The 15647-nt window shown below is 66.1% G+C and carries 18 protein-coding genes; 7 read left to right on the top strand and 11 right to left on the bottom strand.

All coding sequences use genetic code 11. The features are described 5' to 3' along the window. Positions 1–77: 77 nt before the first annotated feature. The 3 genes from treS (at position 78) to BST14_RS06395 (ending at position 4016) form a co-directional block, all read left to right on the top strand. Positions 78–1850, top strand: a complete 1773-nt coding sequence (gene treS / locus BST14_RS06405; RefSeq protein ID WP_083063777.1) for a maltose alpha-D-glucosyltransferase — start codon at positions 78–80, stop codon at positions 1848–1850. Positions 1851–1911: 61 nt separating this feature from the next. Next, positions 1912–3261, top strand: coding sequence for a maltokinase N-terminal cap-like domain-containing protein (locus BST14_RS06400; RefSeq protein ID WP_083063736.1), 1350 nt, complete (start codon positions 1912–1914; stop codon positions 3259–3261). Positions 3262–3329: 68 nt separating this feature from the next. Continuing rightward, the gene (locus BST14_RS06395; protein ID WP_083063735.1) at positions 3330–4016 is read left to right on the top strand and encodes a YoaK family protein; all 687 of its coding nucleotides are present in this window, start codon (positions 3330–3332) and stop codon (positions 4014–4016) included. 62 nt (positions 4017–4078) lie between these two features. On the opposite strand, the gene ag85C is transcribed toward BST14_RS06395, so the two are convergent. The 6 genes from ag85C to BST14_RS30295 all read right to left on the bottom strand — a co-directional run bounded on the left by ag85C (position 4079) and on the right by BST14_RS30295 (position 8247). Then, entirely contained in the window at positions 4079–5128 is a 1050-nt protein-coding gene (gene ag85C, locus BST14_RS06390) for a diacylglycerol acyltransferase/mycolyltransferase Ag85C (RefSeq protein WP_083063734.1), read from the bottom strand. A gap of 235 nt (positions 5129–5363) precedes the next feature. After that, positions 5364–6182: an ABC transporter permease gene (locus tag BST14_RS06385; protein ID WP_083063733.1), complete on the bottom strand. Its 819-nt coding sequence runs from the start codon at positions 6180–6182 to the stop codon at positions 5364–5366. After that, complete coding sequence (locus tag BST14_RS06380; protein ID WP_083063732.1) at positions 6172–7002, bottom strand: ATP-binding cassette domain-containing protein; 831 nt, start codon at positions 7000–7002, stop codon at positions 6172–6174. The genes BST14_RS06385 and BST14_RS06380 overlap by 11 nt, the downstream gene beginning before the upstream one ends. Next, the gene (locus tag BST14_RS06375; protein ID WP_438502133.1) at positions 6999–7451 is read right to left on the bottom strand and encodes a MarR family winged helix-turn-helix transcriptional regulator; all 453 of its coding nucleotides are present in this window, start codon (positions 7449–7451) and stop codon (positions 6999–7001) included. Before BST14_RS06375 ends, BST14_RS06380 begins: the two co-directional genes overlap by 4 nt. A 66-nt stretch (positions 7452–7517) precedes the next feature. Continuing rightward, complete coding sequence (locus tag BST14_RS06370) at positions 7518–8015, bottom strand: metallophosphoesterase family protein (RefSeq protein ID WP_083063730.1); 498 nt, start codon at positions 8013–8015, stop codon at positions 7518–7520. 58 nt (positions 8016–8073) lie between these two features. Further along, positions 8074–8247, bottom strand: a complete 174-nt coding sequence (locus tag BST14_RS30295; protein WP_169926055.1) for a hypothetical protein — start codon at positions 8245–8247, stop codon at positions 8074–8076. A 128-nt stretch (positions 8248–8375) separates the two neighbouring features. On the opposite strand from BST14_RS30295, the gene BST14_RS06365 reads away from it, so the two are divergent. Then, positions 8376–8831: a MaoC family dehydratase gene (locus BST14_RS06365; RefSeq protein ID WP_083063729.1), complete on the top strand. Its 456-nt coding sequence runs from the start codon at positions 8376–8378 to the stop codon at positions 8829–8831. A 38-nt stretch (positions 8832–8869) separates the two neighbouring features. Here BST14_RS06365 and BST14_RS06360 read toward each other — a convergent pair whose 3' ends face one another. After that, positions 8870–10165 carry an acyl-CoA dehydrogenase family protein gene (locus tag BST14_RS06360; RefSeq protein ID WP_083063776.1) on the bottom strand — a complete coding sequence of 432 codons (1296 nt, stop codon included), beginning with the start codon at positions 10163–10165 and terminating at the stop codon, positions 8870–8872. Between the two features lie 79 nt (positions 10166–10244). Then, positions 10245–10943 carry a GAF and ANTAR domain-containing protein gene (locus BST14_RS06355; protein WP_083063728.1) on the bottom strand — a complete coding sequence of 233 codons (699 nt, stop codon included), beginning with the start codon at positions 10941–10943 and terminating at the stop codon, positions 10245–10247. A 155-nt stretch (positions 10944–11098) separates the two neighbouring features. Here BST14_RS06355 and BST14_RS06350 point away from each other — a divergent pair, with 155 nt between their 5' ends. Continuing rightward, on the top strand, positions 11099–11998 hold the full coding sequence (locus BST14_RS06350) for a manganese catalase family protein (RefSeq protein WP_083063727.1): 900 nt from the start codon (positions 11099–11101) through the stop codon (positions 11996–11998). A 57-nt stretch (positions 11999–12055) separates the two neighbouring features. Here the strand turns inward: BST14_RS06350 and BST14_RS06345 are convergent, their stop codons facing one another. Next, entirely contained in the window at positions 12056–12634 is a 579-nt protein-coding gene (locus BST14_RS06345; protein WP_083063726.1) for a hemerythrin domain-containing protein, read from the bottom strand. Positions 12635–12725: 91 nt separating this feature from the next. Next, complete coding sequence (locus BST14_RS06340; RefSeq protein WP_083063725.1) at positions 12726–13823, bottom strand: F420-dependent hydroxymycolic acid dehydrogenase; 1098 nt, start codon at positions 13821–13823, stop codon at positions 12726–12728. Between the two features lie 51 nt (positions 13824–13874). Here BST14_RS06340 and BST14_RS06335 point away from each other — a divergent pair, with 51 nt between their 5' ends. After that, positions 13875–14480 (top strand): GNAT family N-acetyltransferase, encoded by a 606-nt coding sequence (locus BST14_RS06335; protein WP_083063775.1) that lies wholly within the window; start codon positions 13875–13877, stop codon positions 14478–14480. A gap of 62 nt (positions 14481–14542) precedes the next feature. Further along, on the top strand, positions 14543–14890 hold the full coding sequence (locus tag BST14_RS06330) for a hypothetical protein (protein WP_083063724.1): 348 nt from the start codon (positions 14543–14545) through the stop codon (positions 14888–14890). A 34-nt stretch (positions 14891–14924) separates the two neighbouring features. On the opposite strand, the gene BST14_RS06325 is transcribed toward BST14_RS06330, so the two are convergent. Then, positions 14925–15626, bottom strand: a complete 702-nt coding sequence (locus BST14_RS06325; protein ID WP_211280665.1) for a TetR family transcriptional regulator — start codon at positions 15624–15626, stop codon at positions 14925–14927. Positions 15627–15647: the final 21 nt, after the last annotated feature.

Below are 15647 nucleotides of genomic sequence, written 5' to 3'. Positions count from 1 at the left end.
CCAAGCGTGTTTCGTCACACGCGTGTGGGCGTGATTCCGAACGTCGCGCCCAGGGTATCCGTGGCATCGTGGATTTGATGAACGACGCAAAAGAAGCTGTCGAGCACCATCCCGAAGGGGGCAGTCACGTTCAGGACGGCGTCGTCGAGCACCCCGACGCCGAGGATTTCAACAACGCCGCCGCGCTGCCCACCGACCCCACGTGGTTCAAGCACGCCGTGTTTTACGAGGTGCTGGTGCGGGCCTTCCTGGACGCCAACGCGGACGGGTCGGGCGATCTGCGCGGGTTGCTGCAACGGTTGGACTACCTGCAGTGGTTGGGCATCGACTGCATCTGGCTGCCGCCCTTCTACGACTCGCCCCTGCGTGACGGCGGGTATGACATCCGCGACTTCTACAAGGTGCTGCCCGAATTCGGGACGGTCGAGGATTTCGTCGCGCTGCTCAACGCCGCGCACGAGCGGGGTATCCGGGTCATTACCGACTTGGTGATGAACCACACGTCCGATTCGCACCCCTGGTTTCAGGAGTCGCGGCATGACCCCGACGGCCCGTACGGGGATTTCTACGTGTGGAGCGACACCAGCGAGCGTTACACCGACGCCCGGATCATCTTCATCGACACCGAGGAGTCGAACTGGACGTTCGATCCGGTGCGCAAGCAGTTCTACTGGCACCGGTTCTTCTCGCATCAGCCCGACCTGAACTACGACAACCCGGCCGTACAGGAAGCCATGATCGACGTGCTGCGCTTCTGGCTCGAGCTGGGCATCGACGGGTTCCGGCTGGACGCGGTGCCCTACCTGTTCGAACGCGAGGGCACCAACTGCGAGAACCTGCCCGAGACGCACGCCTTCCTCAAACGGGTGCGCAAGGTCATCGACGACGAATTCCCGGGCCGGGTGCTGCTGGCCGAGGCCAACCAGTGGCCGGCCGATGTCGTCGAGTACTTCGGCGACGCCACCACCGGCGGCGACGAGTGCCACATGGCGTTTCACTTCCCGCTGATGCCGCGCATCTTCATGGCGGTGCGCCGCGAATCCCGCTTTCCGATTTCGGAGATCCTGGCCCAGACGCCCGAGATCCCCGAGCTGGCGCAGTGGGGGATCTTCCTGCGTAACCACGACGAGTTGACGCTGGAAATGGTCACCGACGAAGAGCGCGACTACATGTACGCCGAGTACGCCAAGGACCCGCGGATGAAGGCGAACGTCGGCATCCGACGCCGGTTGGCGCCGCTGCTGGACAACGATCGCAACCAGATCGAGCTGTTCACCGCGCTGCTGCTGTCGCTGCCCGGCTCGCCGGTCCTGTACTACGGCGACGAGATCGGCATGGGCGACGTCATCTGGCTGGGTGACCGCGACGGCGTGCGCACACCGATGCAGTGGACGCCGGACCGCAACGCGGGCTTTTCCAAGGCGAATCCCGGTCGGCTCTATCTGCCGCCCAGTCAGGACTCCGTCTACGGCTATCAGGCGGTCAACGTCGAGGCCCAACGCGACACGAACACGTCGCTTCTCAACTTCACCCGGACGATGCTGGCGGTGCGGCGCCGCCATGAGGCCTTCGCGATCGGGACCTTCGAAGAGCTGGGCGGCTCGAACCCGTCGGTGCTGGCGTTCGTCCGGCAGGTTTCCGAGCCGGGCGACACCGTGCTGTGCGTGAACAACCTTTCGCGCTTCCCCCAGCCGATCGAACTGAACCTGCAGCACTGGAGCGGGTGCACGCCGGTCGAGCTGACCGGACAGGTCGAGTTCCCGCGCATCGGTCACCTGCCCTACCTGCTCACATTGCCGGGACACGGCTTCTACTGGTTCCAGCTGACCGAATGCGAGGAGGACCTATGAGGCGCGTTCACGGTACCGCCGCGACGGGGCAGACTGGTGCGCAAGAACAGGAGTGGCGCAAATGACTCAGCCAGCCAAGCTGCCTTGGTCCGAGTGGCTTCCACAGCAACGGTGGTACGCCGGACGGAACCGGCAACTGTCGCGCGCCGAGTCCGGCGTCGTGGTCCCGCTCGACGACGACCTCGACCTGGTCCTCGTCGACGCCGACTACGCCGACGGCTCACGCCACCGGTACCAGGTGATCGTGCGATGGGATGCCGCACCGGTGTCCGAGTACAGCAGCGTTGCCACCATCGGCTCCGCCGACGACCGGACCGCGTTCGACGCGATGTACGACGCCGAGGCGCCGCGGTTTCTGCTCTCCCTGATCGACTCGTCGTCCGTGCGTAACGCGTCGGGCGCCGAGGTGGTTTTCGTCAAAGAGCCCGGCGTGGAGCTTCCGCTGGAGGCGATGGCGCACGTCTCGGACGCCGAACAGTCCAACACCAGCGTCATCTTCGACCGCGACGCCATCTTCAAGGTGTTCCGCCGAATCAGCAGCGGCATCAACCCCGACATCGAGCTGAACCGTGTGCTCGGCCGGGCCGGCAACCCGCACGTCGCGCGGCTGCTGGGCACCTACGAGATGACCGGTTCGAACGGCAGCGCCGATGCGGCGTGGCCGTTGGGCATGGTGACCGAATTCGCCGCCAACTCCGCGGAAGGCTGGGCGATGGCCACCGCGAGCGTTCGCGACCTGTTCGCCGAGGGCGACCTGTATGCGTACGAGGTGGGCGGCGACTTCGCCGGCGAGTCCTATCGGCTCGGCGAAGCCGTGGCTTCCGTGCACGCCACGCTGGCCGAGACCCTCGGAACCTCGCAGGCCGCGTTCCCGGTGGACAACGTGCTGGCGCGGCTGTCCGCGACCGCGGCCCTGGTGCCCGAGCTCGAGGCGCACGCGGCGACGATCGAAGAGCGGTTCGGCAAGCTGGTCACCGAGACGATCACCGTGCAGCGCGTCCACGGCGATCTGCACCTGGGCCAGGTGCTGCGCACGCCGGAGCGCTGGCTGCTCATCGACTTCGAGGGCGAACCGGGACAGCCGCTCGAGGAACGTCGCGCACCCGATTCACCCCTGCGCGACGTGGCTGGCGTGCTGCGCTCGTTCGAGTACGCGGCGTACGGGCCATTGGTCGACCATGCCGACGACAAGCAGTTGGCGGCCCGGGCCCGGGAGTGGGTCGAGCGCAACCGGAGCGCATTCTGCGACGGCTACGCGGCGGCCTCCGGGACGGACCCGCGCGATTCGGCGCAGCTGCTGGCCGCCTACGAGCTCGACAAGGCCGTCTACGAGGCCGGATACGAAGCGCGGCACCGGCCGGGTTGGCTGCCGATTCCGTTGCGCTCCATCACTCGTCTCACCGCGATGTAGCGGTTTGCCGCCTTCGGCCCGGCCTCGCGGGCGCTGCGTGCGCCGTGACTGTCTGACAGCATGTGCGTGTGCCGAACGAGATCAACAACAGCGAGTCGCGGTTGTCGTGGGTGCTGGCCGTGCTGGCCGGGATCTTGGGGGCGACCGCCTACACGCATTCCGCCGGGTACTTTGTGACCTTCATGACCGGCAACGCCCAGCGGGCGGCGCTGGGGTTCTTCCGCGGGGACGTGGTGCTGTCGATGTCTGCCGGTGTGTTGATCTTGTGCTTCGTCGCCGGCGTGATCATCGCGTCGGTATGCCGACGGCACTTCTGGGTGGCGCACCCGCACGGTCCCACCGTGCTGACGACGTTCAGCCTGGCGGCGGCCACCGTGACGGACGTCATCGACGAGGGCTGGACCGAAAATCTGCTCGATTTTGCGCCAATCATGTTGGTGGCCTTCGGCATCGGCGCTTTGAACACGTCGTTCGTCGAGGACGGTGAGGTGTCGGTGCCGCTGAGCTACGTCACCGGGACGCTGGTGAAGATGGGCCAGGGCATCGAGCGCCACATCGCGGGCGGGACGGCGGCCGACTGGATGGGCTACTTTCTGTTGTTCGCCAGTTTCATGCTGGGCGCCACCGTGGGCGGCATCATCAGCCTCGTCGTCAACGGGACATGGATGTTGGTGGTGGCGACAACCGTGTGCGGGTTGACCACCGGCTACACCTATTTCCACTCCGACCGGCGCGCCCTGCTCGACGAGACGTGAGAAAAAAAGAGCATCGGCAGTAGCGGCTGACCGGTGCGCTACTGCCGATGCCCGCCAGGGGGTTAGGTGGCTGGCTGTGCCGGTTGCGCCGGCTGTGCCGATTGTGCCGGTTGCGTCGGCTGCGCGGTGGTGTTGCTGGCCAACAGCACCTGCTGCATGTCGGGCTTCATGGCCATCAACTGCTGATTCCAGTAGGGCCACGAGTGAGTCCCGTTGGCCGGGAAGTTGAACACCCCGTTGCGTCCGCCCGCGGCCGCGTAGTTGTTCTGGAACTGCTCGTTGGTGCGCAGCGTGAGGCCTTCCAGGAACTTGGCCGGCATGTTGTCGCCGCCAAGGTCGCTGGGCGTGCCGTTACCGCAGTAGACCCAGAGGCGGGTGTTGTTGGCGACCAGTCGCGGAATCTGGACCATCGGGTCGTTGCGCTTCCACGCCGGGTCGGTGGACGGACCCCACATGCTGTTGGCGTTGTAGCCGCCCGAATCGTTCATCGCCAGCCCGATGAGGGTGGGCCACCAGCCCTCGGAGGGGTTGAGGAAGCCCGACAGGGAAGCGGCGTACGGGAACTGCTGCGGGTAGTAGGCGGCCAGGATCAGGGCGGAGCCGCCCGACATAGACAGGCCCACCGCGGCGTTGCCGGCGGGGGAGACCTGCTTGTTGGCCTGCATCCACTGCGGCATTTCCTGGGTCAGAAACGTCTCCCACTTGTAGGTGTAGTTCTGCCCGTTGCCCGACGACGGCTGGTACCAGTTGCTGTAGAAGCTGGACTGGCCGCCGACCGGCATGATCACCGACAGGCCGGACTGGTAGAACTCCTCGAAGGCGGGGGTGTTAATGTCCCAGCCGTTGTAATCGTCCTGCGCGCGCAGGCCGTCCAGCAGGTAGACGGCGTGCGGCCCGCCGCCCTGGAACTGGACCTTGATGTTGCGGCCCATCGACGGCGAGGGCACCTCGAGGTATTCCACCGGAAGGCCCGGCTTGGAGAAGGCCCCCGCGACGGGGGAACCGCCGGAGGCTACCGCGAGACCGGACAGCAGGCAGGCACCCATTGCCGCGATCGCCAGTCGGCGCGGCATGCTAGCCGCTGCGCCACGCAACTTTTCGAAGAACGACATAGCTCTTAACCCATCCCAACTTTCATCTGCCGCACGGTGCGGTCGAATCTGTTCTCGGCGAGTGAAACACAGCGGGAGGGATGAATTCGGTTGTCGCGGCCGCGATGCCAGATCGCGGTTAGCTAACGATTGAGCCTCGCCCGGGAATCGTCACGGTCGGGTCACGATCGGCTATCGGAACCGTGCAACCACCTTGCGATGGGTCAGCCCATGCGCTATTACCGCCGGCGGCGAGTCATGCCACCAAACGACGCAAAAGCGTTGAAGCCGTGACGATTCCGAGCACGGCGGCCACCACCAGCACCGCGATGTCCGCGGGGTTGAACGGGGTGCCGATCAACAGTGCGCGCAGCGCGTTCACTTCGTAACTGAGCGGATTGACCTTGCTGAGCACGTGCAGCCACGCCGGCATCACGTCCACCGGATACAGGGCGTTGGACGCGAAGAACAACGGCATCGTGATCGCTTGCCCGATCCCCATCAGGCGGTCGCGACTGCGCACCAGGCCCGCCAGCGTCATGGACAGGCAGGCGAAGAACGCGGCGCCGAGCATGACGATGGCCATCGCCGCCACGATTCGCAGCGGATTGACCGTCAGGCCGACGCCCATCACGTACGCCAGCGCCAACACGCCGACCACCTGGGCCACCGAACGGACCCCGGCCGCAAACGCTTTGCCGGTGATCAGCGCCGACGCCGGCGCCGGCGTCACCATGAGCTTGGCGAGCACGCCGGCGTCTCGATCCCAAATGATCTGTATCCCATAGAAAATGGAGATGAACAGCGCGGACTGGGCGATGATCCCTGGCGCCAGGAACGCCAGATACGACACCGATCCGGTGGGGATGACATGTAAGTGACTGAACGTGGTCCCGAAGATCAACAGCCACAGCGCGGGTTGCACCATCCGGGTGACCAGTTCGGTCCGGTCGTGCTGCAGCTTCTGCAGTTCGACGATCGCAAACGCCCCGATGCGGCTGGCCAACGCGCCGACTCGTTGCCAACCGTGCGGCGCGCGATGCAGTGTTGCGGCCACCGCGCTATCAACCGACACGGCGAGCAACCCCTCTGCTGGAACGAATTTCGCGAATGGTCCCGTTGGCTTCCGAGGGATTTGCTTCATCGGCCAGACCCGATGCCGCGTAATGGCGGAACACATCCTCGAGCGTGGCGGTCGCGGACACCTTCGCCTTCAACCTGTCGGGTGTGCCGACAGCCCGCAGTTGACCGCGGTGCATCAGCGCGACCCGGTCGCACAGCGCGTCGGCTTCCTCCATGTAGTGCGTGGTCAGCAGCACGGTCATGCCGAACTGGGCCTGCATCTTTTGCACCTGTGCCCACACGCCGTCACGCGCGATGGGATCCAGTCCGACGGTCGGCTCATCGAGCACCAGCAGCGACGGGCGGTTGACGAACGCCTGCGCCACCTCGAGGCGGCGGACCATGCCACCGGAGTAGGACGACGCCAGCCGGTCGGCCACCTCGATGAGATCCATGGCGACCAGCGCCTGATCGACGCGGTCGGCGCGCTCGGCGCGCGGCACCCCGTACAGCCGTGCGAACCACTGCACGTTCTGCCTGCCGGTCAATGCGGGTTCGATCGAAAGCTGTTGGGGCACATAGCCGATATTGCTTCTGATGTCGGTGGTCTGACTCCGGGCGTCCATCCCGAAGATGCGCAGATCGCCATGCTGCACCGGGGTCAGCGTGGTCAGCATCCGGACCATGGTCGTCTTGCCGGCGCCATTGGGGCCCAGCAGCCCCATGGTTTCACCGGGCCGAACCTGCAGTGTCACGTCATCGACGGCGGTGAACTGGCCGTACCGGTAGGTCACGTTCCTGGCGTCGACCGCCATCGGCAGCGATCCGCTCATGATCGCCGCTCTCTCATTTTTCGGGTCATCGTGTCGAGGACCTCCAATCCTTTTGTCAAAGCCTCGATTTGGTCGTCGTCAAGCTCGTCGATCACCTCGGACAGCAGTGCCCGCCGGCTGGCGCGGGATGCGTCGACGACCTGCTGGGCGGGTTCGGCGAGCCGCAGTTGGCACACCCGGCGATCGCTGTCGCCGGCCGTCCGCAGCAGCAGCCCGCCGGACACCAGCTTGGTGACCAGGGTCGAGGCGGTGTTCGGCACCAGCCCCAGCTCGGCGGCCGCGGCGCTGACCGAGATTCCCGGCCGCCGGCCGACCAGCCACAACAGCTCCGACTGCGACTCGGACAACCGTGACGAATCGAACCCGCGACCCGCGGACCGGCGCAGTTGCCGGCGGAACCTGCCGACGACGCCGAACAGCTCGCCCGCCACATCGGCTCGGGAGTTCATTTGCACCATAATACCTCTGTAGCCGAGCTATCTATGTGGTGACGCTGTGCGTAGGTTATGTACCCGCTACCGCGGCAGGCGATGCAGCGCGACGTCGGTCAACGCGCCGTCCGTGGCGCTCGCCGTCATATAGGTGCAGAACGGTTGGCGGCGGCGGTCGGTCGGTGACCCGGGATTGAGCAGTCGCAACCCGGTTTCGGTGGTGGTGTTCCACGGAATGTGGCTGTGCCCGAAGACCAGCACCTGGGTGTCGGGGTAGAGCCGCGACATCCGCGCCTCGCGTCCGGTCGCGGCGCCGGTCTCGTGCACCACCGTCAACCGCAGCCCGGCCAGCGTCACGTCGGCCCGTTCGGGCAGTCGCGTCCGCACTGCCGGGCCGTCGTTGTTGCCCCAGCACCCCACCAGCCTGGCGGCCCGGGCCTCGAGTTCGTCGAGGAATTCCGGTGCTAACCAGTCGCCCGCATGCACGACGACGTCGGCCGCGGCCACCTCGTCCCAAACGGGCGCCGGCAGGTCACGGGCGCGTTTGGGGATGTGGGTATCGGCAATCAGCAGCAGCCTCACAAGCCCATCTTGCGCCAAGCGGGTCCAACGGCCGGCCGTACCGCCCTCGCGGGTGAGGCTAGCCGTCTTGACTGCGGGCTTCGGCGCCGGACTCACCGGCGTCGAACGAATCGTCGGAGCCCGCCGCGCCCACGTATGAGCCGTCTTCCTCGCCCTCGGCGGCGCGAGACTGAGTTTGGTGGTTCTCAGCGTCTACATCTTCCTCGGTCTTGTGGCTCTGGCGGTCTGGCATGGTGGCTTCCTTTTCTGTGGAGGCGGAGTCTGCGGTGGGGTTCCCTCGTCAGCTCATATGAAACGGTGGCCGTGTCGCCCTCACACCCCGGCGCTATTGTTAGCAGCCGAAACCAAGGAGAACGTCGAATGCGCACCTTCGAATCAGTCACCGAGCTCGCCGGCGCGGCGGGCGAAGCCCTCGGGCACAGCGAATGGGTCACCATCACCCAGGAAGACGTCAACCTGTTCGCCGATGCGACCGGCGATCACCAGTGGATCCACGTCGACCCGGAACGAGCCGCGTCGGGCCCGTTCGGCAAGACCATCGCCCACGGTTTCATGACCTTGGCGCTGCTGCCCCGGCTGCAGCACCAGATCTACACCGTCAACGGCATCAAGCTGGCAATCAACTACGGCCTCAACAAGGTTCGCTTCCCCGCTCCGGTTCCGGTCGGCTCCCGGGTGCGCGCCCAGAGTTCGTTGGTCAGCGTCGACGACGTGGGTAACGGCGCAGTGCAGGCGACCATCTCGACCACCGTCGAGATCGAGGGGTCGGCCAGGCCGGCGTGCGTGGCCGAGAGCATCGTCCGCTACATCAGCTGAGCGCGGGCGGCGAACGCCGGCCCGGCTGGGCGGGTCACCTAGAACTCGGCGATGGCGTGTTCGAGGCGCTCGGCCAGTCGCGCCTGGGCTTCGGCGCGCCGCGTCGGTATGTGGGCCGACGGGAAAGGCGTTGTCACCGGCTCGTATTCGCGCAGGGTCCGGCGGGCGACCGTCATCTTGTGCAGCTCGGTGGCGCCGTCGGCGATGCCCAGCGACTCGGCGGCCACCAACATCTTGACGAAGGGCATCTCATCCGAGACGCCGAGCGCGCCGTGCAGGTGCATGGCGCGTTGCGCGACGTCGTGCAGCACCTGGGGCATCGCCACTTTCACCGCGGCGATGTCGCGACGCACCTTCTGGTAGTCGTGATGTTTGTCGATCAACCACGCGGTGCGCAGCACCAACAGCCGGAACTGCTCGATCTGGATCCAGCTGTCGGCGATCTTCTCCTGGGTCATCTGGAAATCGGCCAGCCGGCCGTGTCGGGTCTTGCGTGACACCGCACGCTCGCACATCATGTCAAAGGCGCTGCGGGCCAACGCAATTGTCCGCATAGCGTGGTGAATTCGGCCGCCGCCGAGCCGCGTCTGCGCGATCATGAACGCCTGTCCCTCACCGCCCAGCACATGGTCGGCGGGCACCCGGACGTCGTTGTAACGAACGTAGCCGTGGGTGGCGCGCTGCGACGATTCCGCCCCGACGCCGACATTGCGCACGATCTCGATGCCCGCAGTTTCGGCCGGGACGATGAACAGCGACATCTTGTCGTAGGTGCGGGCCTCGGAATTGGTGACCGCCATGACGATGAAGAACGACGCGTGTTTGGCGTTGGTGGAAAACCACTTCTCCCCGTTGATGACCCAGTAGTCGCCGTCTCGGGTTGCGGCGGTGACGAACTGGCCTGGGTCAGAACCGCCTTGCGGTTCGGTCATCGAATAGCAGGAGGTGATTTCTCCGTCCAGCAGCGGCCGCAGGTAGCGGGCCTTCTGCTCGTCGGTGCCGAACAGGGCGAGGATCTCGGCGTTGCCGGAATCCGGCGCCTGACAGCCGAACACCGACGGGGCCCAGCGCGAGCGCCCCAGAATTTCGTTGAGCAGCGCCAACTTGACCTGACCGAAGCCCTGGCCCCCCAGCTCCGGGCGCAGGTGCGCGGCCCACAGCCCCTGGTCCTTCACCTGCTGCTGCAAGGGCCGCAAGATGGCCATCATCTCGGCGTTCTTCTTGTCGTACGGGTCGAGTGCGACCAGGTCGAGCGGTTCCAGCTCTTCGGTCATGAATTTTGCGACCCAGTCCAGCTTTGCCTGGTACTCGGCGTCCGTTTCGAAGTCCCACACCGTGGCCAACCATTCCCCGGCGCAACGGTGCGCCGGACTCGTTGATGAAGCCACCCCATCCTAGAGCGGGCGCGGAGGATCAGTCGGCGCTGCGGGTATCGATCACGCGCTGGGCGACGTCGATGAGCTTGGCCTGGCTCTCCTGCGACAGCCGGCGCAGCAAGTCGAAGGCGCGCACATCGTCGACGCCGTAGCGCTCCATGATGATGCCTTTGGCCTGGCCGATGCGGTCCCGGGTGGACAGGGCCGACTGCATCTGCTGCCCGTGTCGCCCGGCCATGATCGCCGAGGCGGCATGCGCGGCGAACACCGTCCCGACGGTTTCGGCTTCGGTGTCCCACACGCCGGGCCGGAAACTGAACACATTGAGCGCGCCGGCGGTGCGGTCGGCGGTGTACAGCTTGAACGAGAGGCTGCTCAGGACACCGTGCTCCACGGCCGCCGGCGCGTATTTCGGCCAGCGTGGCTCGTCGCGGAGATCGTCGGTGCGCACGATCGTCTCCTTCAAAGCGGCGTCGTGACAGGGGCCCTCATTGAAGTCGTGCTGCAACTTGTCGAGTTTGGCGACCAGACTGTCGGTGTCCGCGATCGAATCGAAATCGCCGCCGCCCTTGATGAGCAACACGCCCGCGATGTCCGCCGCCGGTATCAGCTCCACCGCCGCCGTGGTGACGTCGGCGAGAACCCGGTCGAGCGAGCGTGGCGTGGCGATCTCTCGGGCAAGCTCGGCCATGCGCCTGGCCAGCTCGTGCCGAGCGCTCGCGTCGAAAGACTCCATGGGACCGGATTCTCCACGATGTGCCCCCAGGCGTCACCCCGCGGCCCTGCGCAGCTCGCCGGCGGGCGTCCGAAAACTCTGTGCTCCCAGTTTGCCGCCGAAGGCCCCGGGTATCCCGCGTCGACAGCCAGATCTCGACCCCCAGGGAGGCCCCAGTGTTCGTGCACAATAAAGATCTTCAATTCGAAGTCCGCGTCGACCGGCCGGACCCTCGCTTCGCATCGCTGCTGATGGATCAATTCGGCGGCGCCAACGGCGAACTCACCGCCGCGCTGCAGTACTTCACCCAGGCATTCGTGCTGCGGCAGAAGAACCCCAAAATGTATGACCTGTTCATGGATATCGCGACCGAGGAGCTGAGCCACCTCGAGATGGTCGGATCGATGATCACGATGTTGCTCGACGGGCTCAACGACAACCTCAAGATCGCCAATGAGAAATGCGACTGGATGCCGGCGGTGGCGTCCAGCGGCGGTGGCCGGGACGGCCTCATCCACTCGGTGGCGGTCAACCCCTTGTTCTTGGTGCTCAGTGGTGGTGGGCCTGACGTCAAGGACTCCGGGGGGAACAACTGGACGGGCGCCTACATCGACGCCAACGGCGACCCGACCGTGGACCTGCGCAACAACGTCGCGGCGGAATCGCGGGCCAAGGTCGTCTACGAGTACCTCAAGCAGTTCACCGACGACCCGGGCGTGCAGGACACCCTGACGTTCCTCATGACGCGCGAGGTGGCGCACTATCAGCAGTTCACGGCCGCGCTCAACGAGCTCCCGGTGAACTTCCCGCCGGGACAGCTGCCGGGTGACCCGCGCTTCCAGAACGTGGCGTTCAACATGTCCAACGGCGGCGGCGAGTCCATCCGCGGTCCGTGGAACCAGGGGCAGGGTCCCTGGCCCGAAGGCACCGAGTGGGAGTACGTCGAAAAGCCCGAGGAACAATGGCTGGGCGGCAGCACCCGCAAGAACACCGGGGCCAAGGAGAACCCCCAGGGCTCGCCGGCGGTCAACGCCGAAAAGCCCTTCACCCACGAACAGCACGTTCCCACCGGCTAATTGGACAAGCGGAAGGGCCGGGCGCTCAATCGAGAGCGCCCGGCCCTTCCCACGTCGTCAGTGCATCTGCGGATCCGGGGGATTGTCCTGGCTGCGGCCGGTCACCGCGTCCCGGACGTGGTCGACGATCGCCGCCCCCACGCCCATCGTTTTCAGTACGGCCGGGTTGGGTGGGGTACCGGGGTGCGGCCGGGTCGGGGCGATCTTCTTCGCCGCCTCCAGCTTCTCGCCGATCTTTTCCAAATCCTCACGGCTGAGCACGGTTTCGACCTGCGGCCACACCTCATCCTGTTCGTAGGCGATGTGTTCGCGGCCCGCCTTGACGAACTCCTGCAACGCTTCGTGGTAATCCGGCTCGCCCGGCTTACCGTCCTCGAGACGCTGCAGCAGCCTCTTTCCGGCCTGCTCCTGCTCGAGCGCCTTATCGACGAGGCCGTCGCCGATCGCTTCGCGCACCGCGGGCCAGAAGAACTGCTCTTCAATGGCTTCGTGCTGCGATTCGGCGATGATGAGATTGTTCACCATCGTTTCCAGGCCGCTCGCCTGAGCGCCCTCGCCCGGCGGCGCCCCGTCGAGCGTCTCCAACAAACCGAGCACACTCTTGTGGTCGTGACGAAGAAAAGTGATTGCGTCCATGCCTTGCCTTCCAGCAGTTGGGGGCTGTTACTCGAAGTTGGGTGCGGATACCCGGGCTGACGGCGCCGAAACGGTGCGAGGGCGGGCCCGTTCAGTGCAACTTCGGCAAGACGTTGGCGCGATAGAACTCGATGGCGACGAGGGGATCGTCTTGCGGAAAGTGCAGGAACGGGATCGCGCCGGCGTCGAGAATCCGCTGGACGGCGTTGATATGGAGGGCCGGATCGGTGCCGACGGTCCAGCCGGCCAGCACCTTGTCGATGGGGTTGGATTCGGCCGCTCGCTGGATCTCGACGGGATTGGGTTGGTCGACGGCCCCGGCAGTAAAGCGCCACAGCGTGGCGGCCCGGGTCGCCACGGTGTTGTCGCCGACGACGGCGAATAGTTCGGCCCGTTTTCCCAAGGTGGACACGTCACGACTGGCGGCCTGGGCACCCGCGACGAAGGCCGCCAACAGCTTTGGATTCGTGACATCGCTCGCCTGGGTGATCCAGCCATCCCCGTACTGTCCGGCCAGTTTCACGCTTTTCGGTCCGGCGGCCGCGATGAAGATCGGCGTGGGTGCCGCCGGAAGGTCGTAGAGCTTCAGCGAATTCGTCTGAAAGTACCGGCCGGAGAAGGAGATTCGCGAACCACTCCACAGTTGGCGGATCAGCTGTACGGCTTCGACCAGCCTGTCGTGACGCTCGGCGTAGTCGCCGTAGGTGTTCGTGGTGGCCTGTCCGTTGAGTCGTTCGCCGGTGCCCACCCCCAGAAACACCCTGCCGGGATAAAGAATCGCCAGCGACGCGAATGCCTGGGCGACCGTGGCGGGGTGGTAGCGGTAGGTCGGGCAGGTCACCCCGGTGCCCAGCGAAACGTGGCTGGTGGCGCTGCCGACCAGCGCGAGCGTCAGCCACGGAAACATCGCATGACCTTCGTCGTCCTGCCACGGTTGGATGTGGTCGCTGGCCCACAGGTGTTGAAAGCCGGCGTGTTCGGCCGCCTGAGCCTGTGCCACCAGCTGGTCGGTGCGGAACTGCTCGTGTGAGAGGACGAAGCCCACAGCCTTGCCCGGCGACGGTGGCGGTCCGCTGGACTTGCCGTGCTCGGCCGCCCGTTTCGCGCATCCCTGCGCAAACCCGGCGGACCCGAGCACGCTTGCGCCGGCCGCCATTCGCCCGAACGTTCGCCGCGAGATGCCGATCACCGGGTCGGCATACCCGTCCCGCCGGGCCTCACACGCACTAGCGTGATGCAGATGACCCCGCAGGTCCGCCCGGCGAACAAGGCCGATGTACGCAAGCTGTCGCGCACGCTGGCCCGTGCGTTCTACGACGACCCCGTGATGATCTGGCTGATTCCCGATGACGCCAAGCGGATCGCTCACCTGTCGCGGATGTTCGCGACGATGACCCGCCATCACCACCTGGCCCGCGGCGGCGTGGAGGTGGCAGGTGCGCAGGCGGATATCGATGCGGCGGCGCTGTGGGATCCGCCCGATCAGTGGCAAGAAACGCCCCGCGGTCAACTGGCGATGACCCCGACGTTCCTCCGGGTGTTCGGCCTGCGCTCGATGCGGGGACGTGCGGTGCAGGAATTGATGAAGCGCGTGCATCCCGAGGAACCGCACTGGTATCTGGCCGTGATCGGCAGCGATCCGGCGGTCCGCGGCAAAGGATTCGGTCAGGCGTTGATGCGGTCGCGCCTGGACCGCTGCGACGCCGAGTACTGTCCGGCCTATCTCGAGTCGAGTAAGCCCGAAAACGTGCCGTACTACGAGCGTTTCGGCTTCAGCGTCACGCGTGAGATCACACTGCCGGACGGCGGCCCGAGCCTATGGGCCATGTGGCGTCCGCCGCCGTAGGGATGGGGCCGATGGCCTGCCGCCCGGTTTAACCCCCCGAAGGCGCGGGCAACCGGATTGGCATGAGCGATAACCCCCAGGCCGACGTGGATCCGTCGGATTTCCCCGAAGAGGGCGGTCCGGGTGACACCTTGAACCCGAGCGAAGGCACCGACTCGGACGAAGTGCGCAACGACGACGGCGACATCGTCGTCGACCCGCCGCAGGGCTGGAGCGAGGCCGACCGGTTCGGCATGACGGCCAGAGAAGAACGCGAGGGCGAATCCCTCGATGCGCGCCTGGCGGCCGAGGAGCCCGACGTCCCCGATGCCATCGAGCCGGCCGACGGCGGTCCCCGGCGTGCGCACCGGGGTCAGATCGACGGCGCCCCCGAGGACGGAGACTCGCTCTACGACGTCGCCGACGAGTAACTGAGTGCTCGGCTGTTTACTCCAGCCGAACGCATCATGGCGTGCTGCGCCAGCCGGCGATGCCGGTCGCGATCATCCGCAACTGCTTGACCGCGAGCCGGCGGATGTCCTCGGTCGCCTCGACGCTCTGCGAGTCCTCGATGGCCTCCGCGACGACGATCATGGCGTTGACGAACAGGGTCGCCAGCACGTTGAGATCCTCGGTGGTCCACTTGTTCAGCCCCGGGAATCGCGCCAGGTCGGTGGCCAGCTCGGACGTGATCAGCCGGATCTCGGTGCGGATGGCGTACCGCAGCACCGACAGGCCGCTGTTGCGCTCCCGGCCGATGAGTCGCCAGTGTTCGCGCCTATCGGCGACGCTGGCGACCAGGATTTCGACGGATGACTCGATCACCCGATTCGGGTCGAGCTTGCCGGCACGTGCGTCCCGCAGGGTATCGCGCAGGCTGCGGAAGGACTCGTCGATCAAGACCAGGCCGAGGGCCTCCATCGATTCGAAGTGCCGGTAAAAGGCCGCCGGGACGATGCCGACCTCGCGAGTGACCTCGCGCAGGCTCAGACTGGAGAAACTGCGGTCCTGCAGGAGCTTGAGTGCCGCGGCGATGATGGCCCGGCGCGTCGCCTCCTTGCGCTCCTCGCGCGACTGGCTTTCGCGCGCCCGTTCCCGGCCAGAGCCCCGCCCCCGTGAGCTAGGAGTACGGCTGTTCACTGTGTGAACCCTACCACAGCCAGGCATTAAACCCTTGACTGCATGGGT

It is taken from the genome of Mycobacterium arosiense ATCC BAA-1401 = DSM 45069 (assembly GCF_002086125.1).
Classification (GTDB): Bacteria; Actinomycetota; Actinomycetes; order Mycobacteriales; family Mycobacteriaceae; genus Mycobacterium; species Mycobacterium arosiense.
Note: the sequence above shows the minus strand (reverse complement) of the source record. Positions and strands in the feature narration are given on the sequence as shown.

What these genes read in the sequence shown, in the direction of transcription:
- BST14_RS06325 (WP_211280665.1), bottom strand. Translation starts at nt 15,626, where the DNA reads ATGCCTGGCTGTGGTAGGGTTCACACAGTGAACAGCCGTACTCCTAGC.
- BST14_RS06335 (WP_083063775.1), top strand. Translation starts at nt 13,875, where the DNA reads ATGACCCCGCAGGTCCGCCCGGCGAACAAGGCCGATGTACGCAAGCTG.
- BST14_RS30295 (WP_169926055.1), bottom strand. Translation starts at nt 8,247, where the DNA reads ATGCCAGACCGCCAGAGCCACAAGACCGAGGAAGATGTAGACGCTGAG.
- BST14_RS06365 (WP_083063729.1), top strand. Translation starts at nt 8,376, where the DNA reads ATGCGCACCTTCGAATCAGTCACCGAGCTCGCCGGCGCGGCGGGCGAA.
- BST14_RS06330 (WP_083063724.1), top strand. Translation starts at nt 14,543, where the DNA reads ATGAGCGATAACCCCCAGGCCGACGTGGATCCGTCGGATTTCCCCGAA.
- BST14_RS06375 (WP_438502133.1), bottom strand. Translation starts at nt 7,451, where the DNA reads ATGAACTCCCGAGCCGATGTGGCGGGCGAGCTGTTCGGCGTCGTCGGC.
- BST14_RS06380 (WP_083063732.1), bottom strand. Translation starts at nt 7,002, where the DNA reads ATGAGCGGATCGCTGCCGATGGCGGTCGACGCCAGGAACGTGACCTAC.
- treS (WP_083063777.1), top strand. Translation starts at nt 78, where the DNA reads ATGAACGACGCAAAAGAAGCTGTCGAGCACCATCCCGAAGGGGGCAGT.
- BST14_RS06400 (WP_083063736.1), top strand. Translation starts at nt 1,912, where the DNA reads ATGACTCAGCCAGCCAAGCTGCCTTGGTCCGAGTGGCTTCCACAGCAA.
- ag85C (WP_083063734.1), bottom strand. Translation starts at nt 5,128, where the DNA reads ATGTCGTTCTTCGAAAAGTTGCGTGGCGCAGCGGCTAGCATGCCGCGC.
- BST14_RS06345 (WP_083063726.1), bottom strand. Translation starts at nt 12,634, where the DNA reads ATGGACGCAATCACTTTTCTTCGTCACGACCACAAGAGTGTGCTCGGT.
- BST14_RS06355 (WP_083063728.1), bottom strand. Translation starts at nt 10,943, where the DNA reads ATGGAGTCTTTCGACGCGAGCGCTCGGCACGAGCTGGCCAGGCGCATG.